This window comes from Cellulosimicrobium cellulans (assembly GCF_016907755.1).
Classification (GTDB): Bacteria; Actinomycetota; Actinomycetes; order Actinomycetales; family Cellulomonadaceae; genus Cellulosimicrobium; species Cellulosimicrobium cellulans_D.
Genome location: NZ_JAFBCN010000001.1, coordinates 3,774,593 through 3,800,137, shown reverse-complemented (window position 1 = coordinate 3,800,137; position 25,545 = coordinate 3,774,593). Strand labels below are relative to the sequence as shown.

The following is a 25,545-nucleotide window of genomic DNA, read 5'->3' as shown; positions in this document are numbered from 1 at the left end:
ACGCGAGACGGCACGCGGAAGGCGTGGCACCCGACGTCGGCACAGACTCGTCCGGATTCCGGACCACTCCAGCCTAGGCCCTCGACGGCGGCCCGGGGGGCTGCGCGGGGCGTTCGCGCGCGGCCTGTTCGCGGGTTCTTCACGCCGTGTCTGGGCCAGGCAAACGCGACCCCACGCGGACCTCGTCGGACGGCAAGATCGCGGAATTCCAAGCCATCGCGAGGTATCCGGGGCGCGCGGTGTGACGGAACTCACTCGCCCTCGCGCGCTCGTGACCCACGCTGTCAGCGCCAGGCTCAGCGCACGGTCGGGTCCTCGCCACCCGGCGCCGGGTCGTCGAGCAGGTCGGGCTCGACGGGGTGCGCGTGCGCCGGGAGCGTGACACGCATCGTCGCGCCGCTGCGCGAGTCCGCGACCTCGATCCGCCCCCCGTGCAGGTCGATCGCCCACCGGACGATCGCGAGGCCGATGCCCGTTCCGCCCGTCGAGCCGCCCGTCGTCGTGTGCGTCCCCGTCGCGCTGGCCCGGGCGAAGCGCTCGAAGATGCGCTCGCGGTCCTCCTTCGCGATCCCCGGTCCCTCGTCCACGATCTCGAGCACGACGTCGTCGTCCACGGGGTACGCCTCGAGCCGGATCTCGCCCCCCTGGGGAGAGTGCCGGATCGCGTTCTGCAGGAGGTTGGTCACGACCTGGTGCAGGCGCTCGCGGTCCGCCTCGAGCACGAGGTCGGGCGGCGTCACGTCGACGACGTACCGCAGCTGCTTCCCGGCCTCCACCATCGACACGGCCTCGGCGTTCTCCTCGAGGAAGTCGCCCACGTCGATCTCGGTGATGTTGAGGGCCGCCGCGCCGGCCTCGATGCGCGACAGGTCCAGCAGGTAGGAGACGAGGCGCGTGAGGCGCTCCGTCTGGGCCAGGGCCATCTCCATGGTCGCGGGCGTCGGCTGCGTGACGCCGTCGACGACGTTCTCGAGCTGCGCCTGGAGCGCCGCGATCGGCGTCCGCAGCTCGTGCGACACGTTCGCGATGAGCTCGCGGCGCACCTGGTCGCTCGTCGCGAGGTCCTCCGCCATGACGTTGAACGCGACGGCGAGCTGGCCCACCTCGTCCCGGCTCGTCGCCCGCACCCGACGCGTGTAGTCGCCGTCGGCCATGGCGCGCGCCGCCGCCGTCATCTCGCGCAGCGGCGACGTCATCCCGCGTGCGAGGAGCTGGGTGAGGAGCAGCGACAGGACGATCGCGAGCGGGAACGTGCGCGACGGCCCGAGCTGGTTCTGGAGCCCGATCCACGTGATGAGGACCGCGAGCGTGACGGTCGCGGCGACGAGCACGCCGAGCTTGATCTTCAGCGAGCGGAACGAGTCGAGCGGCCGGACGTCGGGCAGGTGCGGGCGGATCGTGTGCGCGCGGTGCACGCCGTTCCGCGCCGGACCGGGACTCGCCGACCCGCCCTGCGCCCGGCCCGTGCCCGTGCCGTCGACGGGGTCGGCGGGGTGGGAGGTCATCCGGCGGGCGGCTCGAACGCGTAGCCGACGCCGTGCACGGTCCGGATGAGGTCGGCGCCGAGCTTGCGGCGCAGCGCCTTGATGTGCGAGTCGACGGTGCGCGTCCCGCTCGCGTCGGCCCAGTCCCAGACCTCCGCGAGAAGCCGCTCGCGCGTGAGCACGGTCTTGGGCGAGCTCGCCAGCATGACGAGGAGCTCGAACTCGGTGGGCGTGAGGTGGACCTCCTCGCCGGCGCGGTACACGCGGCGCTGGGCCTTGTCGATCGTCACGTCGCCCACGGTCATGGGCGGGTCGGTCGGGGCGGTGCTCGCGGCCTGCGTGGCACGGTCGACCCGGCGCAGCAGCGCCTTGATGCGCGCGACGAGCTCGCGCATCGAGAAGGGCTTCGTCATGTAGTCGTCGGCGCCCACGCCGAGCCCGATGAGCATGTCGGTCTCGTCGTCGCGCGCGGTGAGCATGAGGATCGGTACGGGCTGCTCGGCCTGGATGCGCCGCGTCACCTCGAGGCCGTCGATGCCGGGCAGCATGACGTCGAGCACGATGAGGTCCGGTCGTAGCCGTGCCGCGGCGTCGACGCCGGAGAGCCCGTCGCGCGCGACCTCGACCCGCCAGCCCTCTGCGCTCAGACGCTGCGCGATCGCCGTCGCGATGGCGGGCTCGTCCTCGACGACGAGGACCGTGGCCGCCTGCTGCGGGGTGCCGCCGGCCAACGGCGCCGTCGTGGGCACGGGCCCGCGGCCCGGGACGGGACCGGCGCCCGCGCCGGTCGGTGATGCGCTCGCTGCCCTCGGATCTGCCATGGGATACAGCGTGGCACACGTCGGCCCAGGTCGGCCGGATTTCACCGCCACCCGGCGGTCGGTCGCCGCGCGCCCGGGCGGCGCGGGGCGAGCGGGCGCTAGCATCGTCGGCACGATGAAGAGCACCTCCCGATATCGGTGGAGCACCTCGTGGTAGGCGACTGGGTCATGGTCGCGCTCGGGGTGCTCCTCACCGCAGGCACCGCCGTGTTCGTGGCCAGCGAGTTCTCCCTGGTCACCCTCGACCCCGCCGTCCTCCCCGCGGGCGACGACCCCGACCAGGAGGGCGACAGACGCGGCTCCCCGCCGTCGGGCGGGAAGGCCCGTGCCGACCGGCGCGACCGCAGCGTCCGGGCCGGGCTCAAGCACCTGTCGACCGAGCTGTCGTCCGCGCAGGTCGGCATCACGCTCACGACGATCCTCCTCGGCTACACGGCGCAGCCCGCGCTGCTCTCGCTGTTCGGCTCCGGGCTGAGCGGCACGGCGCTCGGGCAGGCGGCGTCCGCCGTCCTCGCGGGGGTCCTGGCCCTCCTCGTCGTGAACTTCGTCTCGATGCTCTTCGGCGAGCTCATCCCCAAGAACTTCGCCCTGAGCGCCCCCTACGCGACGGCCCGGCAGGTCGTGCCGGTGCAGCGTCAGTTCACCAAGCTCTTCCGGCCCGTGATCGCCGTGCTCAACGGGTCGGCCAACGCGATCCTGCGACGCGTCGGCGTCGAGCCGCGCGAGGAGCTGTCGGGCGCCCGCTCGGCCTCCGAGCTCGCCGCGCTCGTGCGCCGCTCCGCCCAGGAGGGCACGCTGGACGTGTCCGTCGCGACGCTCCTCACCAACTCCATCGAGCTCGACGAGCTGAGCGCCGTCGACGTCATGACGGACCGGATGCGGATGGTCGTGGTCGACCGTGACGCGACGGCCGCGGACGTCGTGGACGCCGCTCGGCGGACCGGGCACTCCCGGTTCCCGGTCATCGGCGAGGACCGCGACGACGTCGTCGGCCTCGTCCACCTGCGCCGCGCCGTCGCCGTCCCGTACGAGCGGCGCGAGGAGGTCCCCGCGGCGGCGCTCATGGTCGAGGCGCCCCGGGTGCCCGAGACCGTGCGCCTCGGCCCGCTGCTCGTCGAGCTGCGCGGCTTCGGGCTCCAGATGGCGGTCGTGGTCGACGAGTACGGCGGCACCTCCGGCGTCGTGACGCTCGAGGACGTCGTCGAGGAGCTCGTGGGCGACGTGGCGGACGAGCACGACCCGCGCCGCTCCGGAGCGGCCCGCCGTGCGGACGGCTCCTGGCTGGTCCCGGGCGTCATGCGGCCCGACGAGCTCACCGAGGTCACCGGGCTCCGCGCGCCCGAGGACGGCGCGTACGAGACGCTCGGCGGCCTTGTCATGGCACGCCTCGGGCGCGTGCCGGAGCCGGGCGACGAGGTCGTCGCGGGCGACGGCCGCGACCGCGTCGTGCTGCGCGTGGAGGCGATGGAGGGCCGGCGGGTCGAGCGGCTCTCGGTCCGCGCGGCCCCGGTGGAGGTGGAGTCGTGAGCTCGACCACCGCGCTCCTCGTCGCCGTCCTCCTGCTCGCGGGCAACGCGTTCTTCGTCGGCGCCGAGTTCGCCGTCATCTCCGCGCGCCGCTCGGCGATCGAGCCGCTCGCCGCGCAGGGGAACCGGCGGGCGCAGACCGTCCTGTGGGCGATGGAGAACGTGTCGCTCATGCTCGCGTGCGCCCAGCTCGGCGTGACGGTCTGCTCCACCGGCCTCGGCGTCGTCGCGGAGCCCGCGCTCGCGCACCTCATCGAGGACCCGTTGCGGGCCCTGGGCGTGAGCACGTCGCTCGCCCACCCGATCGCCTTCGTCGTCGCGCTCGCGATCGTCGTCTACCTGCACGTGGTCCTGGGCGAGATGGTGCCCAAGAACCTCGCCGTCGCCGGTCCCGAGACGGCCGTGATGTGGTTCGGCCCGCCGCTGGTGTGGATCGGGCGCGTGCTGCGGCCCGTCATCGTCGCGCTCAACTGGCTCGCGAACCACGCCGTCCGGGCGACGGGGGTCGAGCCCAAGGACGAGGTCGCCTCCGCCTTCACGGCGGAGGAGGTCCAGTCGATCGTCGAGCACTCCCAGGCGGAGGGCGTGCTCCGGGACGAGCAGGGCCTCCTCTCGGGCGCGATCGAGTTCTCCGAGCGCACCGCGCAGGACGTCATGGTGCCCGTCGCCGACCTCGTCACGGTCACCGAGGGCTGCACGCCCGAGGAGGTCGAGCGCCTCGTGGCGAAGACCGGGTTCTCGCGGTTCGCGGTCGCCGACGTCGCGGGCGAGCTCGTCGGCTACCTCCACGTCAAGGACGTGCTGTACGCGGACGAGACGACGCGCGGGGCCCCCGTCCCGTCCTGGCGCGTGCGGGCGCTCGCGACCGCCGCGCCCGGCGACGAGGTCGAGGACGCGCTCCGGGCGATGCAGCGCTCGGGAGCGCACCTGGCACGCGTCGACGCGCCCGAGGGCGGACGCGCCCTCGGCGTCGTCTTCCTCGAGGACATCCTCGAGGAGCTCGTGGGGGAGGTGCGCGACGCCATGCAGCGTCGGCACTGACGAGCGCCCCGGCGTCCGGCACCGGTCCTGAGCAGGGGACTTGGCATCGTCGGAGTGCTTCGTTACTGTTCCGTGATTGATCGGTCATCGGTGGCCCGAGGGCCACCCCGAAGGGTGAGAGGCAGGTGGCGGGTGGAGTCGCAGCAGACCGACGCACCCGCCCTCGAGTCCCGACGGGCACGGCGCGAGGCGGAGCAGGGCACGCGCCGTCGCCGCCCCCAGGCACAGGTCTCCAGCCAGCACCGCTGGATGCCGCGCATCGCCGTCCTCGGGACGCTCGCCGCCGCGACGATCGCGATGCCCCTCTCCGCCGGCGCGGACGACGGCCTGGGGACCGGTTCGCCCTTCGAGCCCGAGACGCGACCGCTGGGCCCCAGCGCGCTCGACCTCGCGACCGCCGCGTCGACGGCGCCCGCGGTGTCCCAGAGCGTCGCCGCCGCGCCCCGTGTCGAGGTGCGGCGCGAGGCGGCGTCCCGGTCCGCCGCGCGCGACCCGCTGCCGGGCTGCGACCCGACGGTTCGCCCCGCCGGCACCAACGGCAACCTCGACGAGCACGCGCTGTGCGAGCTCTGGCAGGCGGGCGAGCACCTGCGGCCCGACGCGGCCGTCTCGCTGTCGGCCATGAACGAGGCCTTCCGGGCGACGTTCGGCCGCGACCTGTGCCTCGTCTCGTCGTACCGCACGCTCTCGACGCAGGTCTCGCTCAAGTCCTCCCGCGGCGCGTTCGCCGCACCTCCCGGCTGGTCCATGCACGGGTGGGGCCTCGCGATCGACCTGTGCTCGGTCGAGACCGGCTCGCGCGAGGTCTACGCGTGGATCAACCAGAACGGTGCCACCTACGGCTGGGCCAACCCGGCCTGGGCCAAGCGCGGCGGCAGCGGCGCCTACGAGCCGTGGCACTTCGAGTTCGTCCAGGGCGTCGAGGAAGTCCAGAACTCCTGACACGCGGCCCCCGTCGTCCGCCGTGGCGGCTCGGGGGACCGTAGTCTCGGAACCGTGGCCGACCTGCTCCTCGCCGCGGTCGTCCTGCGCCGTCCCGAGCACGCGCTCGCCGCGCAGGTGCTGAGCCTCGCGCTCACCGGCCTCGTCCGGGTGGATCCGACGGCGTCCGGCTCGTCCCCCGTGCTCGTCCTCCTCGACGCGTCGCCCACCTCCGAGCGCGAGCACCTCGCGCTGTCGGTGCTGTTCGGGGACGCTGCGGCGCCCGGCGCGCGCGTCGCCCTCGACCCGGCCGACGGCGTCCTGCGGGGCCGGGTGCACGACGCGTCCCGCCGCGTCGTGCAGGGTGCGCGTCGCGACGGCTACCTCGAGCCCGGGCGGGCGCGTCGTCTCACGGAGAAGGGCGAGGCCGTGCGCGCCGAGCTCGTGGCGCTGGAGGACGCCGTCGAGCGCGAGGTCGCCGACGCCCGGGCGCACGACCACGCGCGCGAGCACGTCTCGTCCGGGGCGCTCCCGTGGGCCGTGCTGTTCGGGCACGAGCCCGGGTGGGTGCCGGTCGACCGCCGGTCGGTCCGCTTCGACGTCGCCGCCGTGTGCGCGGCGGCCGACGCGCTGCGCTGACGACCTGCGTCGGACTCCCGTGGTGCCCGGCCGCGGACCTACGGCCCGGAGAGCCGCTCGTTGCGGCCGAAGTCCTGGAGGAACCGTGGGCCCGACGCCGCGAGCTCGGCCTCGAACTCCTCGCGCCACGAGCCGTACGGCCGGTTCGCGAGGGCGTCGTTGGAGAAGCGGGGGTCGTCGGTGAGCTCCGTGACGCAGAAGGCGGGGATCTGCAGGTCCGTGACGGGGCCGGTGCGCTCGCACTCCGCGACGACGAGCGGGTGGTTCGCCCCGCCGAACACGTCGACGACCCAGCCGTCCGCCCCGACCCAGACGGAGTACCGCGTCTTGACGACGCGCGCCCCGCCGCGCCGGATCATCTGCACGCCCACCGCGACGTCGACCTCGCGCTCCGCCTCGTACCGCGTGCCGCCCGCCACGGGGCCCTTGACGGTGAGGGTGCACAGGTCGACCGCGGGTGCGTAGCGGTCCAGGAGGTGCACGGCGTCCGTCGTGGGGTCCATCGTCGCGTCGACCGTGGGGACCTTGGCGCGCAGCCGCAGGGCGTAGCCCTCGTCGGCCAGGTAGTAGCTCTGGACGATGAGCGCCGGCGCGTCGCGCAGGTCCTCGGGCAGGTCGCGCACGAGGAAGCGCCGCTCGAACTCGAAGTCCCCGTAGCCGCCGTCGGTCATGGCCCCACCGTAGCGGGCGCGCGGGACGGGGCACGGGAAGCAGGCGAGGTCGACGGTCCCGGAGACGGCGCGAGCCCGGCCGCCGGAGGCGGGCCGGGCTCGTCGGAGCGGTGCAGGGTGCCCTCGATAGGATTCGAACCTACGACCTTCTGCTCCGGAGGCAGACGCTCTATCCACTGAGCTACGAGGGCGAGCGCCGACGGTGTCCGCCGACGCGATGCACGAGACTACCAGCACGTCCGGGGTGCGTGGGCCCGTCGGCGGCCCGGCGGCCCGGACGCCCGGCGGGCCTCGCGCGAAATGCCGCGACGGAGGGTGCTCGCGCCTCGGTAGAATCGCCCGGTGACCCCCGACGAGCTCTCCGAAGCGCTGAGCGCTGCCCTGGCCGCCGCCGTCGCCGACGGCACCCTCGCCCTGGACCCCACCGCGGTCCCCGAGCGCGTCCACGTGGAGCGACCCCGCCAGCGCGAGCACGGCGACTGGGCCACGAACGTCGCGCTGCAGCTCGCCAAGAGGGCGGGCACGACGCCGCGCGCCCTCGCCGAGGACCTCGCGACGCGGCTCGCCGCGACCCCGGGCGTCAAGGCCGTGGACGTCGCCGGCCCGGGCTTCCTCAACATCACGCTCGACGCGGCCGCCGCGGGCGAGCTCGCGCGCACGATCGTCGACGCGGGCCCGGCCTACGGACGCAACGACGCGGAGGCGGGCACGAAGGTCAACCTCGAGTTCGTCTCCGCCAACCCGACCGGGCCCATCCACATCGGCGGCGTCCGCTGGGCCGCCGTCGGCGACTCGCTCGCGCGCGTGCTCGAGGCGAGCGGCGCGGACGTGACGCGCGAGTACTACTTCAACGACCACGGCGCGCAGATCGACCGGTTCGCGCGCTCGCTCCTCGCCCGTGCCCGCGGCCTGGAGGCGCCCGAGGACGGGTACGGCGGCGAGTACATCACCGAGATCGCGGACGCGGTGATCGCGGACGCGCTCGCCGCCGGCGACCCCGACCCGCGGACGCTGCCCGACGCCGAGGCGCAGGAGGTCTTCCGGGCGCGCGGCGTCGAGCGCATGTTCGGCGAGATCAAGGCGTCGCTGCACGACTTCGGCGTCGACTTCGACGTGTACTTCCACGAGGACTCGCTGCACGAGTCCGGTGCCGTGGAGCGTGCCGTCGAGCGCCTGCGCGAGTCGGGGCACATGTTCGAGCAGGACGGCGCGACGTGGCTGCGCACGACCGACTTCGGCGACGACAAGGACCGCGTCGTCATCAAGTCGGACGGCGACGCCGCGTACATCGCGGGCGACATCGCGTACTACCTCGACAAGCGCGAGCGCGGGTTCGACGAGGTCATCATCATGCTCGGCGCGGACCACCACGGGTACGTCGGGCGCATGATGGCGGTGTGCGCCGCGTTCGGCGACACCCCGGGGAAGAACCTGCAGCTCCTCATCGGGCAGATGGTCAACCTCGTCAAGGACGGGCACCCCGTGCGCATGTCCAAGCGCGCCGGGACCGTCGTGACGCTCGAGGACCTCGTGGACGCCGTCGGCGTCGACGCCGCGCGCTACTCCCTCGCGCGCTCGTCGGCGGACCAGAACATCGACCTCGACCTCGACCTGCTCGCACGGGCGACGAACGAGAACCCCGTCTACTACGTCCAGTACGCGCACTCGCGCACGGCGGCGGTGGACCGCAACGCGGCCGACCGCGGCGTCGCGCGCGCCGACGGCTTCGAGCCCGCGCTGCTCGACCACCCGAGCGAGGCCGCGCTCATCGGACGCCTCACCGAGTTCCCGCGCATCGTGGCCCAGGCCGCAGAGCTGCGCGAGCCGCACCGCGTCGCGCGCTACCTCGAGGCGCTCGCGGGCGACTACCACACGTGGTACCAGCAGAAGTCGCAGCGCGTCCTGCCCTACCCCGACGAGGAGGTCACGGACACGCACCGCACGCGCCTGTGGCTCAACGACGCGGTGCGCCAGGTGCTCGCCAACGGCCTGGGGCTGCTCGGCGTGACCGCGCCGGAGCGCATGTGAGCACGGGCCTGCCGGGGTACCCCGGCGAGCCGTGGTCGCGGGGCGTGCGCCGGCGTGACGACGGGGCCGTCGAGGTCGCGGGCGTCGACGTCCACGACCTCGCGGCCGAGCACGGCACGCCCGCGTACGTGCTCGACGAGGCAGACTTCCGGGAACGCGCCCGCGCCTACCGCACGGCCTTCGAGGCGGCGTTCCGGGCGGTCGGGTCGGACGTCGACGTCTACTACGCGGGCAAGGCCCTGCTCACGGTGGCCGTCGCGCGCTGGGCGCGCGAGGAGGGCCTGCGGGTCGACACGGCGAGCGGGGGAGAGCTCGCCGTCGCGCTGCGCGCGGGCGTCCCGGGCCCGGAGATCGGGCTGCACGGCAACAACAAGTCCGACGCCGAGATCGGCCGGGCCCTCGACGAGGGCGTGGGCCGGATCATCGTCGACTCCCTCGTCGAGGTCGAGCGCGTCGCGCGCCTCGCGGGGGAGCGCGGCGTCGTCGCGCCCGTCATGGTGCGCGTGACGACGGGCGTCCACGCGGGCGGGCACGAGTACATCTCGACCGCGCACGAGGACCAGAAGTTCGGCCTGTCGATCGCGGCGCCCCGCGGCGCGGAGGGCGGCCCGTCCGGCGACTCCCCGGCCATGGTCGCGCTGCTCGACGTCGTGGCCCGGCCCGAGCTGCACCTGCTCGGGATCCACTCGCACATCGGCTCACAGATCCTCGACCCCTCGGGCTTCGAGGTCGCCGCGCGCGCGGTGCTGGAGCTGCGGGCCCGGCTCGCCGCGCGGTCGGGCGTGCTCGTCGACGAGGTGGACATCGGCGGGGGCTACGGCATCGCCTACCTCCCCGGCGAGGTCGCGCTCGACCCCGAGCGCGTCGCGAAGGACGTCGCCGCCGCCGTCGACGCGGTGGCCGCCGAGCTCGGGACGCCACTGCCGCGGTTCTCGATCGAGCCCGGCCGCGCGATCGTCGGGCCGGCCGGCCTCACGCTCTACACCGTGGGCACGGTCAAGCCGGTGACGCTCGACGACGGCCGCGTGCGCACGTACGTGTCGGTCGACGGCGGCATGAGCGACAACATCCGCCCGGCGCTCTACGAGGCGCAGTACCACGCGGAGATCGTCGGCCGGTCCTCGGACGCGGAGCCCGTGCTCGCGCGCGTCGTCGGCAAGCACTGCGAGAGCGGCGACATCGTCGTCCACGAGGTGCAGCTCCCCGGCGACGTGCGCGCGGGGGACCTCCTCGCGGTGCCCGCGACCGGGGCCTACGGCCGCTCGATGGCGTCGAACTACAACCTGCTGACGCGCCCGCCCGTCGTCGCGGTGCACGACGGCGCGAGCCGCGTGCTCGTGCGTCGCGAGACCGTCGACGACCTCCTCGCGCTCGACGAGGGCTGACCCGCCCCGAAGACACCTCTTCCGACGGCCCGTGACCTGCCAGGTCACGGGCCGTCGTCGTGCGTGCGCCGACCGCGCGGTGACGGCATGGCCCGGGGTGACGGGGGCCACAGTTCTGGCGCACTGTCAGATACTTGTCAGGTTAGGCTTTGCTAAATAAGGTAAGGCACGGCTTACTCAGATCGTCCGCGTGCGCACCCCGGTGGAGCGCGCCGAACCGGAGCACCGCACCCATGCCTCAGGACCCTCCCCGTCCGCCCCGCACCGACCCGTCGTCACGACGCGCCCGTCGCGGTGCCCGTCCCGCCTCGGTCGTCGTCCTCGGCGCGCTGCTCGCGGTCCTGACCGCGTGCTCCCTGACCGGCGCGGCCGGCACCGGCGCCGGCACTGCAGCCGTGGACACCACGCCGCTCGCCGAGCTCGACGCGCTGGACGACCCCCGCTCGTACGTCGGGGAGTCGACCGCCGTCCTCGCGGACGCCGCGATCGATCCCGTGGCGCTGGACCCGCAGCCGGCCCTGCCTGCGACGGTGACCGACACCCAGGGGACCGAGGTCACCGTCACCGACACGAGTCGCATCCTCGCGCTCGACCTCTACGGCTCGACGTCGCGCGTCGTGTTCGAGCTCGGCCTGGGGGAGAACGTCGTCGGCCGTGACCTGTCCTCGGGCTTCGAGGAGATCGCCGACGAGCCGCTCGTCACGACGAACGGGCACGAGCTGAGCGGCGAGGCGATCCTCGAGCTCGCGCCGACGGTGATCATCACCGACACGACGCTCGGGCCCTGGGACGTGGTCCTCCAGATGCGCGACGCGGGGATCCCCGTCGTGGTCGTGGACTCCCACCGGAACCTGGACAACGTCGGCACGCTGATCCAGCAGGTCGCCGACGCGCTGGGCGTCCCGGAGGAGGGCGCGGCGCTCGCGGAGCGCACGCAGGGCGAGATCGACGCGAAGCTCGCGGAGATCGCGACCCTCGTCCCGCAGGACCCGGCGGACCGTCTGCGCATCGCGTTCCTCTACGTGCGCGGCCAGGCCGGGGTGTACTACCTGTTCGGCTCCGGCTCGGGCGCGGACTCGCTGGTCAGCGCGCTCGGCGGCGTCGACGTCGCGACCGAGATCGGCTGGGACGGGATGCGGCCCGTCAACGACGAGGGCCTCGTCGCGATGCAGCCGGACCTCCTCCTCATGATGACGAAGGGCCTCGAGTCCGTCGACGGCGTGGACGGGCTGCTCGAGCAGCTCCCGGCGATCGCCCAGACGCCCGCGGGCCAGCACCGGCGCATCGTCGACATGGCCGACACCGAGATCCTCAGCTACGGCCCGAACACCGCGGGCGTGCTCGACGCCCTCGCCCGCGCGATCTACGCGCCGACGCCCGGGGACGCCTCGTGACGACGACCCACGTCCCGCGGGACGCGACAACCGACACCACCACCGATGCGGCCGTCGCGACGCTGCGGGACCTCGACGGCCCGGTCGCGCTGCCGCCGGCCCGTCCCGCGCGCGTGACCGCGCTCTTCGTCGCCCTGGCCGTCCTGCTCGTCGTCCTCGGGCTGGTCTCCGCCGGGGTCGGGCAGCTCCACGTGGCGCCGCTCGAGGTGCTCGGGTCGGTCCTGCACCGGCTCGGGCTCGACGTCGGGCCGATGCCGTCGCACCCCAACGGCGACGCGGCGCTGTGGACCATCCGGTTCCCGCGCGTCGTCATGGCGATGACGGTGGGCGCGGCGCTCGCGACCGCGGGCGCCGTCATGCAGGGCGTGTTCGGCAACCCGCTCGCCGAGCCGGGCGTCGTGGGGGTCTCCGCGGGGGCGGCGGTCGCCGCGTGCTCGACGATCGTCTTCGGCATCACCGTGCTCGGCCCGTGGACCATCGCCGTCGCGGCGTTCGTCGGCGGGCTCCTCACCACGCTGCTCGTCTACGCGCTCGCGCGGTCGCAGGGCCGCACCGAGGTCGTCACGCTCGTCCTCACGGGCGTCGCGGTGAACGCCGTGTGCGGCGCGGGCCTGGCGTTCCTCACGTTCCTCGGCGACACGCAGGCGCGCGAGCAGATCGTCTTCTGGCAGCTCGGCAGCCTCAACGGCACCCGGTGGCCGTACGTCGCGATCGTCCTGCCGCTCGTGCTCGTCGGGATCGGCGTGGCCGTCGTGCTCGCGCGCCGGCTCGACCTGCTCTCGCTCGGCGAGCGCGCCGCGCGCCACCTCGGGGTCGACGTCGAGCGGCTGCGGATCGTGTGCATCGTCGCCGTCGCGCTGCTCACGGGCGCGGCGGTCGCGTTCTGCGGCATCATCGCGTTCGTCGGGCTCGTCGTGCCGCACCTCGTACGCATGGTCGTGGGGCCGGGGCACCGCGTGCTCGTCCCCGCGAGCGCGCTCGGCGGCGCGGTGCTGCTCACCGGCGCCGACCTGGTCGCCCGCACCGCGGTGCCGTACGCGGACCTGCCGCTCGGCATGCTCACCGCGCTCGTCGGCGGGCCGTTCTTCTTCTGGCTCCTGCGCCGCACGCGCCGCACGGCGGGGGGCTGGGCATGACCGCGACCGTGAACCCGCCCGTGCTGAGCGCCCGGGGCGTCGGCGTGCGGATCGAGGGCGCGACGATCCTCGCCGACGTCGACCTCGACGCGCTCGCGGGCGAGGTGCTCGTGCTCGTCGGGCCCAACGGCGCCGGCAAGTCGACCCTGCTGGGCGTCCTCGCGGGCGACACGGCGCCGACGACCGGGACCGTCGCGTGGGAGGGCGAGCCCCTCGGCGCGGTCGGGGTCGCCGAGCTCGCCCGACGCCGCGCGGTGCTCCTGCAGGAGACGCGCCTCAGCTTCCCGTTCCGCGTCGTCGACGTCGTCCGCATGGGCCGCGCCCCGTGGCGCGGCACCGCGCGCGAGGAGCACGACGACGAGGCCGTGGCGCGCGCGCACGTCACCGCCGACGTCCTGCACCTCGCGGCCCGCCGGTTCCCGAGCCTGTCGGGCGGGGAGAAAGCGCGCGCGTCGTTCGCGCGCGTCCTCGCCCAGGAGCCGCGGCTCCTGCTGCTCGACGAGCCGACCGCCGCGCTCGACATCCGGCACCAGGAGCACGTCCTCGCGCAGGCCCGTGAGCGCGCCCGGGCGGGCGACGCCGTCGTCGTCGTGCTGCACGACCTCTCCCTCGCCGCCGCGTGGGCGGACCGCGTCGTCGTGCTCGACGGCGGCCGGGTCGCCGGCGTCGGCGCGCCCGACGACGTGCTCTCCGACGACCTCCTGACCCGCGTCTACCGCCATCCCGTGCGCACGCTGCGCCACCCCGAGACCGGCGAGCTGCTCGTGCTCCCGGCACGCACCGCCACCCTGCCGACCCCGGAGCCGTCCCTCCCATGACCACCCCGACGATCCTGCCCACGCACCTCCCGGCCCGCGCCCGTCGGCGTCCCGGCGCACGGAGCGCGCTCTCCGCGCTGCTCGCTCTCCTCGTGACCGCGTCCGCCGCCCTCGTCGGGACGGTCGTCGGTGCCGCTCCCGCGCACGCCGCGGCGCGCGTGACCGTGACGAACGACCAGGGCCGTGCCGAGGCCGACGCGACGTACGCGACGACGCTCACGCTCAGCGGCTCCGGGTTCCAGTCGATCCAGGGGGCGTTCGGCGGGGTGTACGTCTTCTTCGGCTGGGTGTCCGACCCCGCGGGCGGGTCGTGGGCCCCGAGCCGCGGCGGCAGCACCGGTGCGGACTACCGGTACGTGCCCGACTCGGAGCAGGCCGACAACCAGGGCTTCCAGCGGTTCGTCGCGTTCCCGGGCTCGGACACGGAGTACGCCGCGAACGGTGGCGTGGTCGCCGCCGACGGGACGTGGTCGACGCAGCTCGTCGTCCCGGGACCGACGTTCCAGGCGCTCGACCGCAGCGGGAACGCCGTGACCGTCGACTGCCGCGAGGTGCAGTGCGGGGTCATCACGATCGGCGCGCACGGCGTGCCGAACGCCAACAACGAGACGTTCACGCCGGTCGCGTTCACCGACGCCCCGGCGGGCGGGGGCGGTGGTACGACGTCGGGCGCGACCTCCGGCGCCGCCGACCAGGCGGTCGCGGCGCAGGACGGGTCGGGCGAGGCCGCACCCGCGCCGGCCGCCGCGGCCGGCACGGCGACGATCGGCGTCGACCAGGCGACCGCCGTCGCGGGCCGCGCGCTGAGCTTCGTGGCGCAGGGCTTCCAGCCGGGCGAGCAGGTCGTGGCGGTCCTCGACGACGGCGTGCTCGCCGTCGGTCCGCTCACCGCGGGGAACCAGGGCGAGGTCGCCGGCCTGCTCGAGCTGCCCGCGGACCTGCGGGTCGGGACGCACGTGCTCCGCCTGACGGGCGCCGGGTCGGGCCTCGCGCCCGAGGTTGAGATCACGGTCCGCAAGGACCCCGCCGCGGTCGCCGCGGAGGAGGCCGCGGCCGAGGCCGCCGTGAGCGCCGGGCGGGGCTACTCCGCGGCCGAGATCGCCGTCGGCGTGGCGGCGCTCGTGCTGCTCCTCGTGCTCGTCTCGTCGTTCGTCTCCGCGCGTCGCCGGCGGCGTGCGGCCCGCGCGGACGAGGCGACGGCCGGCGGCTCCGGGGACGCGCGGGAGTCGACGGCGGACGTCGGACCCGGGAACGTGACGGTGGCACCGTCGGTCCCGGCAGGGCACGACGGCTGGCACGACGGCCCGCGCGTCGACCTGCACGACGACGCGCCGACCCAGAGCCTGCCGCCCGTGGTCGTCCCGCAGGGTGAGCCCGTGGGGCGGCACGCATGAGCGCCAGGACGCGCGCGCGGCGCTGGGGCGCCCGGGTCGCGGCGCTCGCGGGGCTCGGTCTGGTGGCGCTCGCGGGCCCGGTCGGGCCCGGGGCGACCGCCGCGACCGCGACGGGCGGGGGCCTCGGTGCGGGGCTGGGCATCGACGACGACGGCCGGCCGGACTCGGCGGGGCTGCCGGTCACGGTCACGGTCCCGACGCTGGACGCGGCCGGCGGGCCGTTCACCGTGTCCGACGCCCAGCTCCGGTGGGGCCTCAACCACGAGGCGGGCAGCGCCGCGTTCTTCGGCGGCTGCAACTTCCTCATGGCGGGCGTGCCCGGGACCGACGGCGACACGCACGGCGGCAAGGTCTGGACCGAGGCCCACGGCTTCTACCGCGCGAGCGAGGGCGACGTGCGCGTCGTGCGGGCCGACGCGTCGGGCGCGGAGCGCACCGCGACCTTCGCGACGCGGTGCCAGGCGCCCGACGGGCAGCAGGTGTCGCTCGCGAACAACCTCAGCACCGGGGGGCAGGTCGTCGTGGACGGCGGTGCCGGGACCGTGGACCCCGAGGCCGGGACCGCGACGATCCGGTGGAAGGGCACGTTCACGACCGTCTTCTACGGCGGCCTGACCTACTGGTGGGCCAGCGACCCGGTGCTCACCGTCCGGGCGGACGGGACGGGCGAGCTCACCGCGACCGCGGGCGGGTTCGGCACGTCCATGGAGGACATGACCCGCTGGGAGCGCCTACCCGCGACGCAGGTCGTGCTCGCGGACCTCGAGAAGGTCCTGCTGGGCGACCGCGTGGGCTTCCGCGCCGTGCCGCGCTACCTCGGCGTTACGACCGCCGCGACCGGGCTCACCGTCCGGCAGACGGCGCGGACGAGCGAGAACGCCGCCCACTGGGGTGCCTTCCCCACGAGCTTCGTGCAGTTCCAGGTGCGGACGGGGCAGGCCGCGTACTGGTACACCTCGGGCGGTCAGCGTGACTGGGCGAAGGTCGCGGCGCCGCTGTACGTGAGCTACGACGCCGACGCACCCGTCCCGCAGCAGCCGGGCGGCGAGGCGACGCCGCCGGCGGGGACGGTGTCCAACCCCGTGCTCACGCCCCCGGGCGTCCGCACCGGGCCCGGAGCGGGGGCGGGGAGCGGGGCGGCTGCCTCTCGGGCGACGTCCTCGCTCGGACCCCCGACGGACACGGCGGCGCCCGTCGCGTTCCTCGCGACCCCCGCCGCCACGATCGGCGCCGCGCGCACCGGGCTCGTCCCCGACCTCGCGGACGCCCTGCGCGACCCGTCACAACGGCTCGCGCTCATGACCACCGGGCTGCTGCTCGCCTCCGCGGGCACGGTCGTCGGGTTCCGGAAGGGCTGGCTCGTCCTGCCCTTCCGGGGATAGAGGTCCGCCCCGCCGTCGGGCCCCGGGCTGGCACCCGGACCCGACGGCAGGGCGGTCGCGCCGGTTCGCCCGGCATCGCGCACGCGGGCAGCGCGCGCACCCACCACTCACGAGAGCACCACTCACGGAGCACAGGAGCCGGCACCGCCGGCACGAGAGGACATCATGCACACGCACAGACACCGGACGCGACCCACGCACCGGCTGGTCGCCGGCGCCGCCGTCGCCGCGATCGGCCTCGGCACGGTCTGGGTCGCCGCGCCCGCGCAGGCGGCCGAGCAGACGGTCGAGGGGGCCTCCTTCGTGTGGGGCCTCAACGGCTACGCGCAGAAGGGCATCTTCGGGCCCTGGACGTACAAGGACCTCACGGGCGACGCCGCCCAGCTCGTCGGGAGCGTCTCCGGCGGGACGCAGTCGGAGTACGTCGTCGACCCCGTCCCGGCAACGTCCTTCCCGGCCGAGCACGCGGGCAAGACCCCCAACGCCGTGAAGTTCACCGAGGGCTCCGGGACCTACGACGCGGACACGCACGAGCTCGCGCTCGCCTGGTCCGGCAGCTACACGGTCAACGCCTACCCGGCCCAGTTCGGCGCGCCCGACGAGATCTACGCGAACCCGCAGCTCGTCGTCGAGGCGGACGGCTCCGGGTCCTTCAGCGCAGAGTTCACGCTCGGCGCGGGGATCGACATGTCCGGCAACCCCGTCGACGAGCAGAGCTACGGACGCCTCGACCTCGTGACGTTCTCCCCGGGCTCGGTCGACGTCGTCGATGCCGACACGGTCCGCATCACGCCCGACTTCCAGGGCATCGAGGTCGACCCCGCCGACAGCTCGCCGCAGACGCGCAACTGCGTCGCGTCGGGCACCGCGACGGGCTGGTGGGGCTCCTGGGCGCCCGAGTTCGTCACCACCCTGCCGGGCAGCGTCCGCCCGCACTTCTACTCGACCGGCTGCGGCGGCATGCAGGACCTCAAGCCGGCCCTGCCGATCGACGTCACCTACACGGTCGACGCCGGCCCCGTCGACCCGGGTGGTCCGGGCGAGCCCGGGGAGCCGGGCGAGGGCGACGTGCCGATCGACGTGACCGTGCCCGAGGTCGACGAGCCCGAGGAGCCGGGCGAGTTCGTCTGGACGATCGAGGGGGGCACCCCGGCCGTGAGCCTCGGCACCGCGACCGTGCGCGACGGCTCGTTCGTCGCGAGCGGCGTGCTGCCGAAGGTGACGATCACCGACACCCGCGCGGGCCAGCCCGCGTGGGCGATCAACGGGTCCGTGAGCGACTTCGCGTCGGGCGCCAAGACCTTCTCCGGCAAGCACCTCGGCTGGGGCCCGGCGCTCGCCGGGGACAACACGGTGGGCGCGGGCAACGGGCGCGTCGTCGTCGCGGGCGAGGGCGAGGGCCTCAAGGCGTCGTCGACGCTCGCGTCGGCCCCCGCCGGCCACCCGAAGGGCTCGGTCCAGGCCGAGGCCGCGATCGACCTGCGCCTGCCGCTCGACACGGGGGCCGGGGACTACACCGGCGTCCTGACGCTCACCGCGGTGGGCTGACCGGACCGATGAACCGCGCCGCCGCCCCCGTCCGTACGCACCGCCCCGCTCGGGGCGCGGCGGCGCTCGTCGCCGTGCTCGTCGCCGTGCTCACCGGCACGCTCGCCGTCCTGCTCGCGCTCGTCCCTGCGGGGACGGCGCGGGCGGGCGGCGCGGTGCCCACGGCGCCTTCGGCGCCCGTGGTGTCCACCCTCGCGGGGGACACCACGGGCGACCTCAGCTGGGGCCTCCTGCCCGCCGACAACGACCACGGCACCGACCGGCCCAACTTCTCCTACGCCGTCCGGCCCGGCGACACGATCACCGACACGGTCGTCGTGACGAACCGCTCCGCGCAGCGCCTGGAGCTGCGCACCTACGCCGCCGACGCGTTCACGACGACGTCGGGCCAGCTCGACCTGCTCCCCGCGGCGGAGCGCTCGACGGACCTCGGCGCGTGGATCACGCTCGGGTCCGGCTCGATCACCGTCGACCCCGGCCAGTCGATCGACGTCCCGTTCACCATCGCCGTGCCTGCCGACGCGTCGCCCGGAGACCACTCGGCCGGCGTCATCACCTCCCTCGTCCAGCAGGCGTCGGCGTCCACGGTGGCGCTCGACCGGCGCCTCGCGCTGCGCGTGCACGCGCGCGTCGAGGGTGCGCTCGCCCCGGCGGTCGAGGTGAGCGACGTGGAGGTGGTCCACCACGACGTCGCGAACCCGTTCGGCACCTCGTCGGCGACCGTGCGGTACACCCTGACCAACACCGGGAACGCGCGCGTCGTGCCCGCCGAGTCCGTCGCCGTGACGGGACCGTTCGGCTGGGCGGCCACCACCGCGAGCGACGGGGAGCTGCCGGAGCTGCTCCCCGGCTCCGCGCTCGAGCGCGAGGTCGCCGTCACCGGGGTACGACCCCTCGGCCGCGCCGACGCCACCGTGGACGTGACCGCCACCGCTGTCGGGATCGGCGGCGGCGCGACGGCGAGCGACGACGGCGCGGCGCAGACCTGGGCGGTCCCCTGGGCCGCTCTCGTGCTCGTCGGGCTGGCGCTGCTCGTCGCGCTGCGTGGCCCGGCGCTCGTCGCCGCGCTCCGTCGTCGGCGCGCGGGGGACGCCCCGGGCGGTCTGCGAGCGGCCGGCTCGGCGACCGCGACCGGGACCTCGGCCTCTGTCGCAGTCTCGACGAGCCCGGTGGCGGGCCCCGCCCCGGAGGTGCGCGCCACGGCGCAGGGCGCGACCGCGCTCACCGCGACCGAGCTCGAGGAAGCGCTGGAACGGGCGCGCGCCGAGGGCCGGGCCCAGGCGCTCGCGGAGCGCGTCGACCGGGACCCCGAGGGCTGACCTCCTTCGGCGGTCCGACACGTGGTCGCACGGCGCCCGGCCGAGGAGCGGCCACGTATCCTGTCGCTGCCGTTCCCTCGCCCGACCCGTCGCCCCGCGCGACGGCCCGGTACCCGTCACCGGTTACCGGTCCGCGGACCTGGGAGCGCGCCCCGCCCGTCCCCGAGGAAGGTCCGTCGTGCCCCCTGCCGCCGAGTCCCACCCGCCCCTGCGCGTCGCCCTGCTGGGGTGCGGCGTCGTCGGCACCCAGGTCGCGCGGCTGCTGACGGAGCAGGCCGACGACCTCGCCTCGCGCGTGGGTGCGCGTCTCGAGCTCGTCGGGATCGCGGTGCGGAACGCCGCCGCGCCGCGCGCCTCGTCGGTCGACCGGTCGCTGCTGACCGAGGACGCGGAGGCCCTCGTCGCGCGCGCGGACATCGTCGTGGAGGTCATGGGCGGCACGGAGCCGGCGCGGTCGCTGCTGCTGCGCGCGATCGACGCGGGCGCCGCCGTCGTCACGGCGAACAAGGCCCTGCTCGCCGAGGACGGGCCGACGCTCTACAAGGCTGCGGACGCGGCCGGGGTCGACATCTACTTCGAGGCCGCGGTGGCGGGCGCGATCCCCATCGTGCGCCCGGTGCGCGAGTCGCTCGCGGGCGACCGCGTGCGCCGCGTGCTCGGCATCGTCAACGGCACGACCAACTACGTCCTCGACCAGATGGCCACCACAGGCATGGACCTCGAGGAGGCCGTGAAGGAGGCGCAGGACCTCGGCTACGCGGAGGCCGACCCGACGGCCGACGTCGAGGGCTACGACGCCGCGGCCAAGGCCGCGATCCTCGCGAGCCTCGCGTTCCACACCCGCGTCTCGCTGGACGACGTCGCGCGCGAGGGCATCATGTCCGTCACGGCCGACGACGTCGCCTGGGCCGCGCAGACCGGCCACGTCATCAAGCTCCTCGCCATCGCGGAGCTGCGTGACGGCACCTCGGCAGGCGCGCCGGCCGGCGTCTCGGTGCGCGTGCACCCGGCGCTCGTGCCCACGTCGCACCCCCTCGCGAACGTCCGCGGGTCGTTCAACGCGGTGTTCGTCGAGGCGGAGTCCGCGGGCGAGCTGATGTTCTACGGGCGGGGTGCCGGCGGCGCGCCCACGGCGTCGGCCGTCCTGGGCGACGTCGTCTCGGCCGCGCGCCACCGCGTGCTCGGGGGCAAGGGGCCGCAGGAGTCCACGTACGCCGAGCTCGCGATCCTTCCCGCGAGCGCGGCCGTGACCCGCTACCAGGTTCGCCTCGACGTCGACGACCGCCCGGGCGTGCTCGCGCAGGTCGCGCACGCCCTCGCCGAGCACGACGTCTCCATCGAGGCCGTCCGCCAGCCCGCGGCGCAGGGCGGGGCGGACGTCGCGGAGCCCGGGGTCGCCGAGCTCGTCATCACCACGCACGCGGCGCCGGAGTCGGCGCTGTCCGCGACCGTCGCGGCGGTCGCCGAGCTCGAGCCCGTCCGCACGATCACGTCCGTCCTGAGAGTCGAGGGAGCCTGATGGCCCACCAGATGGCCCACCAGTGGCAAGGCATCATCGCCGAGTATCGTGAGCGTCTGCCCGCGCACGTCGCCGAGCGGATCGTCACGCTCGGCGAGGGCGGCACGCCGCTCGTGGAGGCACCGGCGCTCTCCGCGCGCACGGGCGCGCAGGTCTTCGTCAAGGTCGAGGGCATGAACCCCACGGGGTCGTTCAAGGACCGCGGCATGACGACGGCGATCTCCGCCGCCGCGGGGCGCGGCGCGCAGGCGGTCGTGTGCGCGTCGACGGGCAACACGTCCGCCTCGGCGGCCGCGTACGCGGTGCGTGCCGGGATGACGTGCGCCGTGCTCGTCCCGGACGGCAAGATCGCGATGGGCAAGCTCAGCCAGGCGATCGCGCACGGCGCGCGCCTGCTCCAGGTCGACGGCAACTTCGACGACTGCCTCGTCGCCGCGCGCAAGCTCGCCGACGCCTACCCGGTCGAGCTCGTCAACTCCGTGAACCCTGACCGCATCGAGGGCCAGAAGACCGGCGCGTTCGAGATCGTCGACGCGCTGGGCGACGCGCCCGACATCCACGCGCTGCCCGTCGGCAACGCGGGGAACATCACGGCGTACTGGAAGGGCTTCCGGGAGTACGCCGGCCAGGGCGCCCCCGGCCACGCGGGGGAGGGCCTGCCGGCAGTGTCCACGCACGTCCCGCAGATGTGGGGCTTCCAGGCGGCGGGCGCCGCGCCGATCGTCGCGGGCCACCCGATCACCGAGCCGGAGACGATCGCGACCGCGATCCGCATCGGCAACCCCGCCTCGTGGGAGCTCGCCGAGGCGGCGCGCGACGAGTCGAGCGGCGTCATCGAGGCCGTCACGGACGAGCAGATCCTCGCGGCCCACCGGGTCCTGTCGAGCGAGGTCGGCGTGTTCGTCGAGCCCGCGTCGGCCGCCGGCGTCGCCGGGATCCTGTCGCGCGCGGAGCGCGGGCTCGTCCCCGCGGGCGCGCGCATCGTCGTCACGGTCACGGGCCACGGGCTCAAGGACCCGCAGTGGGCGCTGCGCACGCTCGACGGCAGCGAGGTCACCCCGACGCGCGTGAGCGCCGACGTCGTGTCCATCGCCGACGCCCTCGGGCTCGACTGATGCAGCTCGGCGCGGACCACGTGCGGGTGCGCGTCCCGGCGACGAGCGCCAACCTCGGCCCCGGCTTCGACGCGCTGGGCCTCGCGCTCGCGCTCCACGACGTGCTCGAGGTGCGGGCGCTCGCGAGCGACGACGTGGTCGTCGACGTCGAGGGAGAGGGCGCCGGCGAGGTGCCGGGCGACGAGACGCACCTCGTCGTGCGGGCGCTGCGGGCCGCCCTCGACGTGGCCGGCGCCCCGCAGACCGGGATCCACCTGACCTGCGTCAACCGCGTCCCGCACGGGCGGGGCCTCGGCTCCTCGGCGGCCGCCGTCGTCGCGGGCATCGTGGCGGCGCGGGCGCTCGTCGCCGACCCGTCGGTCCTCGACGACGACGTGGTCCTCGGCCTCGCGACGGCGATCGAAGGGCACCCTGACAACGCGGCGCCCGCGCTCCTGGGCGGCGCCACCGTCGCGTGGGACGCCGGGCACGCCGGGGGCCCCCGCGCGGTGCGGCTCGACGTGCACGACGACGTCCGGGCCACGGTGCTGGTGCCCTCCGCCCGCCTCGCGACCAGCCGGGCGCGAGGCGTGCTCCCGGCGCACGTGCCGCACGCCGACGCCGCCTTCAACGCCGGGCGCGCCGCCCTCCTCGTCGAGGCGCTCACCCGGCGGCCCGACCTGCTGCTCGACGCGACGGACGACCGGCTGCACCAGGCGTACCGGGCCGACGTCATGCCGTCGTCGTTCGAGCTCGTCCAGGCGCTGCGGGACCGCGGACTCGCCGCGACCGTCTCGGGCGCCGGTCCGACGGTGCTCGTGCTGTCGACGGCGGACGGCCTGGAGGAGGTCGCGCACCTCGCGGACACGCTCGTCGGAGGGACCGCCGATTGGGCGGTGCACCGCCTCGACGTCGACACGCGCGGCGTCGTGGCCGACCGGCTCTGACCTCGGGTGCGCCGGTGCTAGGATGATTGTCAGCCTTCGGTCACGCTCTCGCACCAGTACATCCGCACGCAGAGCGCGCTCTCACCCACCGGGTGTGCTGCGACCGAGCAGTCCGAGAGAAGGCAATCCAGCCCCGCGTCAGATGACGTCGTCGTACCACTGACGCGTGGCGACACCTACGCACCGGCCGTCACGGCCGGGCGTCGACCACCCGCGGCCCGCCCTCTGAGCGGCGGGCGCAAACGAGGGGGAAGGGTCCTTCGTGACAGACACCATCGACACCGCCACGAGCAGCGCGACCGGTTCGGCCGCTGCCGGCGGGAACGCCCGGACCGGCGCGCTCTCCACGCTGCGCCTCCCGGAGCTGCAGGCTCTCGCCTCGCAGCTCGGGGTCAAGGGCACGTCCAAGATGCGCAAGGGCGATCTTGTGGACGTCATCCGCGCCCGCACCGGCGAGCAGGGCGCCTCCGAGCGCCCCGCCGCGCCGCGGCGCGACACGGACGGGGCGAGCGCCGCGGGCCGTGAGACGAGCGAGGCGCCTGCCGCCTCCGGGCGCGGCCGCAGCCGCCGCGCCGAGCGGCCCGCCGCGAGCCCGACGGGCACCACCGACTCGGCGGCGCCGGCGCGCCAGGACGCGCCGTCGGCCGCGAGCCGCGAGGAGCGCACCGCCGCTCCGGTGCTCGACCTGCCGGTGCGCTCCGACGAGCAGCGGACGGAACAGCGCGGGGAGCCGCGTGCCGAGCGGCGTGACGGTCGTCGCGACTCCCGCTCGGAGGCCGCTGCCGCGGTCGCCGAGGCGCTCGGCGAGCAGGGCGTGCGCACGCGCGACGCCTCGAACGAGTCCGCCGACGAGCGCGCCGCGCGCGCCGCCGCGGCGGTCGGCCTCGTCACGGGCGAGCGGGGCTCGCGTCGCGCGGGCCGCGGCGCCGGCGCCCCCCGGACCGGCGAGGGCGACGGTGACGCGTCGCGCGCCGACCGTCAGCGCGACCAGCAGGGCGGCGAGCGTCAGCGTGACCAGCAGGGCGGCGAGCGTCAGCGTGACCAGCAGGGTGGCCAGCAGGCCAACCAGCAGGTCCGCGGCGAGCGCCAGTCCGACCGCCGCGACGACCGCCAGCTGCTGGACGACGAGCGCGGCGGCCGCCGTCGCCGGGGTCGTGACCGTGGCCGTGAGCGCGACCGCAAGCGTGGCCGCAACCGCCAGGGACCGGACGTCGCGGGCCTCGACGACATCGAGGTCAGCGAGGACGACGTCCTGCTCCCCGTCGCGGGCATCCTCGACATCCTGGACAACTACGCGTTCGTGCGCACGAGCGGGTACCTGCCGGGCCAGAACGACGTCTACGTCTCGCTCGGCCAGGTGAAGAAGGCCGGTCTGCGCCGCGGCGACGCGGTCACGGGCGCCGTGCGCCAGCCGCGCGAGGGCGAGAACCAGGGCAACACGGCGCGCCAGAAGTTCAACGCGCTCGTGCGCCTGGACACCGTCAACGGCATGTCGCCCGACGAGGCGCGCCAGCGCCCCGAGTTCACCAAGCTCACGCCCCTGTACCCGCAGGACCGCCTGCGCCTGGAGAACACCGAGGCGACGCGTCTGACGCCGCGCGTGATCGACATCGTCGCGCCGATCGGCAAGGGCCAGCGCGGCCTCATCGTCGCGCCGCCCAAGGCCGGCAAGACGATCATCATGCAGCAGATCGCCAACGCGATCACGGCCAACAACCCCGAGGTCCACCTCATGGTGGTGCTCGTGGACGAGCGGCCCGAAGAGGTCACGGACATGGAGCGGACGGTGAAGGGCGAGGTCATCGCCTCGACGTTCGACCGCCCCGCGTCCGACCACACGATCGTCGCAGAGCTCGCGATCGAGCGCGCGAAGCGCCTGGTCGAGCTCGGCCAGGACGTCGTCGTGCTCCTCGACTCGCTCACCCGCCTGTCGCGCGCGTACAACCTCGCGGCCCCGGCCTCGGGCCGCATCCTGTCCGGTGGTGTGGACGCGTCCGCGCTCTACCCGCCCAAGCGCTTCTTCGGCGCGGCCCGCAACATCGAGAACGGCGGCTCGCTGACGATCCTCGCCTCGGCGCTCGTCGAGACGGGCTCGAAGATGGACGAGGTCATCTTCGAGGAGTTCAAGGGCACGGGGAACATGGAGCTGCGGCTCTCCCGGAACCTCGCCGACAAGCGCATCTTCCCGGCCGTGGACGTCAACGCGTCCGGCACGCGCCGCGAGGAGATCCTCCTGTCGCAGGACGAGCTGAAGATCGTCTACAAGCTCCGTCGCGTCATGGGCGCGCTCGACCAGCAGCAGGCGATCGAGCTGCTGCTCGGCCAGCTCAAGAAGACGCAGACGAACGTCGAGTTCCTGCTCCACGTCCAGAAGACGACGCCCGGTGGTCTCGCGGACGACGACAACGTCGGCCGCACGATCTGACGGTCGTCCGGCAGGAGCCGACGGCGGGCGGCCCCGGGAAGTTCCCGGGGCGC

The 25,545-nt window shown here is 74.9% G+C and carries 20 protein-coding genes and 1 tRNA gene; 17 read left to right on the top strand and 4 right to left on the bottom strand.

Annotated elements, in window-relative coordinates; translation table 11 throughout:
* Window positions 1-296: 296 nt before the first annotated feature.
* Together JOE63_RS16500 and JOE63_RS16495 are read right to left on the bottom strand one after the other, a co-directional pair.
* Window positions 297-1,505 (bottom strand): sensor histidine kinase, encoded by a 1,209-nt coding sequence (locus tag JOE63_RS16500; RefSeq protein ID WP_204542655.1) that lies wholly within the window; start codon window positions 1,503-1,505, stop codon window positions 297-299.
* Complete coding sequence (locus JOE63_RS16495) at window positions 1,502-2,305, bottom strand: response regulator transcription factor (RefSeq protein ID WP_239576730.1); 804 nt, start codon at window positions 2,303-2,305, stop codon at window positions 1,502-1,504. The genes JOE63_RS16500 and JOE63_RS16495 overlap by 4 nt, the downstream gene beginning before the upstream one ends.
* A 150-nt stretch (window positions 2,306-2,455) precedes the next feature.
* Here JOE63_RS16495 and JOE63_RS16490 point away from each other — a divergent pair, with 150 nt between their 5' ends.
* From JOE63_RS16490 to JOE63_RS16475, 4 genes are all read left to right on the top strand, one after another.
* Window positions 2,456-3,832, top strand: coding sequence for a hemolysin family protein (locus JOE63_RS16490; protein ID WP_087472464.1), 1,377 nt, complete (start codon window positions 2,456-2,458; stop codon window positions 3,830-3,832).
* On the top strand, window positions 3,829-4,872 hold the full coding sequence (locus JOE63_RS16485) for a hemolysin family protein (protein ID WP_204542653.1): 1,044 nt from the start codon (window positions 3,829-3,831) through the stop codon (window positions 4,870-4,872). The genes JOE63_RS16490 and JOE63_RS16485 overlap by 4 nt, the downstream gene beginning before the upstream one ends.
* 132 nt (window positions 4,873-5,004) lie before the next feature.
* The gene (locus JOE63_RS21490) at window positions 5,005-5,814 is read left to right on the top strand and encodes a M15 family metallopeptidase (RefSeq protein ID WP_307840172.1); all 810 of its coding nucleotides are present in this window, start codon (window positions 5,005-5,007) and stop codon (window positions 5,812-5,814) included.
* Window positions 5,815-5,868: 54 nt separating this feature from the next.
* On the top strand, window positions 5,869-6,432 hold the full coding sequence (locus tag JOE63_RS16475; RefSeq protein ID WP_087469533.1) for a hypothetical protein: 564 nt from the start codon (window positions 5,869-5,871) through the stop codon (window positions 6,430-6,432).
* Between the two features lie 38 nt (window positions 6,433-6,470).
* On the opposite strand, the gene JOE63_RS16470 is transcribed toward JOE63_RS16475, so the two are convergent.
* Both JOE63_RS16470 and JOE63_RS16465 read right to left on the bottom strand, forming a co-directional pair.
* Complete coding sequence (locus tag JOE63_RS16470) at window positions 6,471-7,103, bottom strand: CYTH domain-containing protein (protein ID WP_204542651.1); 633 nt, start codon at window positions 7,101-7,103, stop codon at window positions 6,471-6,473.
* Window positions 7,104-7,221: 118 nt separating this feature from the next.
* Window positions 7,222-7,294, bottom strand: a tRNA-Arg gene (locus JOE63_RS16465).
* A 151-nt stretch (window positions 7,295-7,445) separates the two neighbouring features.
* Here JOE63_RS16465 and argS point away from each other — a divergent pair.
* The 13 genes from argS to rho all read left to right on the top strand — a co-directional run bounded on the left by argS (window position 7,446) and on the right by rho (window position 25,492).
* Window positions 7,446-9,131, top strand: coding sequence for an arginine--tRNA ligase (gene argS, locus JOE63_RS16460; protein ID WP_087469531.1), 1,686 nt, complete (start codon window positions 7,446-7,448; stop codon window positions 9,129-9,131).
* The gene (gene lysA, locus JOE63_RS16455) at window positions 9,128-10,516 is read left to right on the top strand and encodes a diaminopimelate decarboxylase (protein WP_204542649.1); all 1,389 of its coding nucleotides are present in this window, start codon (window positions 9,128-9,130) and stop codon (window positions 10,514-10,516) included. The genes argS and lysA overlap by 4 nt, the downstream gene beginning before the upstream one ends.
* A gap of 233 nt (window positions 10,517-10,749) precedes the next feature.
* Window positions 10,750-11,910, top strand: a complete 1,161-nt coding sequence (locus tag JOE63_RS16450) for a heme/hemin ABC transporter substrate-binding protein (RefSeq protein ID WP_204542648.1) — start codon at window positions 10,750-10,752, stop codon at window positions 11,908-11,910.
* A gap of 62 nt (window positions 11,911-11,972) precedes the next feature.
* Window positions 11,973-13,046, top strand: coding sequence for a FecCD family ABC transporter permease (locus JOE63_RS16445; protein ID WP_374059070.1), 1,074 nt, complete (start codon window positions 11,973-11,975; stop codon window positions 13,044-13,046).
* Window positions 13,043-13,864: a heme ABC transporter ATP-binding protein gene (locus JOE63_RS16440; RefSeq protein ID WP_204542645.1), complete on the top strand. Its 822-nt coding sequence runs from the start codon at window positions 13,043-13,045 to the stop codon at window positions 13,862-13,864. Before JOE63_RS16445 ends, JOE63_RS16440 begins: the two co-directional genes overlap by 4 nt.
* Window positions 13,861-15,258, top strand: coding sequence for a hypothetical protein (locus JOE63_RS16435; RefSeq protein WP_204542643.1), 1,398 nt, complete (start codon window positions 13,861-13,863; stop codon window positions 15,256-15,258). Before JOE63_RS16440 ends, JOE63_RS16435 begins: the two co-directional genes overlap by 4 nt.
* Window positions 15,255-16,640 carry a hypothetical protein gene (locus JOE63_RS16430; RefSeq protein WP_204542641.1) on the top strand — a complete coding sequence of 462 codons (1,386 nt, stop codon included), beginning with the start codon at window positions 15,255-15,257 and terminating at the stop codon, window positions 16,638-16,640. Before JOE63_RS16435 ends, JOE63_RS16430 begins: the two co-directional genes overlap by 4 nt.
* 165 nt (window positions 16,641-16,805) lie before the next feature.
* Entirely contained in the window at window positions 16,806-18,188 is a 1,383-nt protein-coding gene (locus tag JOE63_RS16425; RefSeq protein WP_204542639.1) for a hypothetical protein, read from the top strand.
* Between the two features lie 8 nt (window positions 18,189-18,196).
* On the top strand, window positions 18,197-19,507 hold the full coding sequence (locus JOE63_RS16420) for a WxL protein peptidoglycan domain-containing protein (protein WP_204542637.1): 1,311 nt from the start codon (window positions 18,197-18,199) through the stop codon (window positions 19,505-19,507).
* Window positions 19,508-19,685: 178 nt separating this feature from the next.
* Entirely contained in the window at window positions 19,686-21,026 is a 1,341-nt protein-coding gene (locus JOE63_RS16415) for a homoserine dehydrogenase (RefSeq protein WP_204542635.1), read from the top strand.
* Between the two features lie 11 nt (window positions 21,027-21,037).
* Window positions 21,038-22,141: a threonine synthase gene (gene thrC / locus JOE63_RS16410; RefSeq protein ID WP_204543792.1), complete on the top strand. Its 1,104-nt coding sequence runs from the start codon at window positions 21,038-21,040 to the stop codon at window positions 22,139-22,141.
* A complete protein-coding gene (gene thrB, locus JOE63_RS16405; protein ID WP_087469528.1) occupies window positions 22,141-23,067 on the top strand; it encodes a homoserine kinase in 927 nt (308 codons plus the stop codon). Before thrC ends, thrB begins: the two co-directional genes overlap by 1 nt.
* Before the next feature lie 262 nt (window positions 23,068-23,329).
* Entirely contained in the window at window positions 23,330-25,492 is a 2,163-nt protein-coding gene (gene rho / locus JOE63_RS16400) for a transcription termination factor Rho (RefSeq protein ID WP_087469527.1), read from the top strand.
* The last annotated feature ends 53 nt before the right edge of the window (window positions 25,493-25,545 follow it).

Excerpts from the sequence above, each read along its gene's own strand:
- JOE63_RS16435 (WP_204542643.1), top strand. The coding sequence starts at position 13,861 with ATGACCACCCCGACGATCCTGCCCACGCACCTCCCGGCCCGCGCCCGT.
- JOE63_RS16440 (WP_204542645.1), top strand. The coding sequence starts at position 13,043 with ATGACCGCGACCGTGAACCCGCCCGTGCTGAGCGCCCGGGGCGTCGGC.
- JOE63_RS16430 (WP_204542641.1), top strand. The coding sequence starts at position 15,255 with ATGAGCGCCAGGACGCGCGCGCGGCGCTGGGGCGCCCGGGTCGCGGCG.
- JOE63_RS16420 (WP_204542637.1), top strand. The coding sequence starts at position 18,197 with ATGAACCGCGCCGCCGCCCCCGTCCGTACGCACCGCCCCGCTCGGGGC.
- thrB (WP_087469528.1), top strand. The coding sequence starts at position 22,141 with ATGCAGCTCGGCGCGGACCACGTGCGGGTGCGCGTCCCGGCGACGAGC.
- JOE63_RS16500 (WP_204542655.1), bottom strand. The coding sequence starts at position 1,505 with ATGACCTCCCACCCCGCCGACCCCGTCGACGGCACGGGCACGGGCCGG.
- JOE63_RS16425 (WP_204542639.1), top strand. The coding sequence starts at position 16,806 with ATGCACACGCACAGACACCGGACGCGACCCACGCACCGGCTGGTCGCC.
- thrC (WP_204543792.1), top strand. The coding sequence starts at position 21,038 with ATGGCCCACCAGTGGCAAGGCATCATCGCCGAGTATCGTGAGCGTCTG.
- JOE63_RS16495 (WP_239576730.1), bottom strand. The coding sequence starts at position 2,305 with ATGGCAGATCCGAGGGCAGCGAGCGCATCACCGACCGGCGCGGGCGCC.
- JOE63_RS16470 (WP_204542651.1), bottom strand. The coding sequence starts at position 7,103 with ATGACCGACGGCGGCTACGGGGACTTCGAGTTCGAGCGGCGCTTCCTC.
- JOE63_RS16450 (WP_204542648.1), top strand. The coding sequence starts at position 10,750 with ATGCCTCAGGACCCTCCCCGTCCGCCCCGCACCGACCCGTCGTCACGA.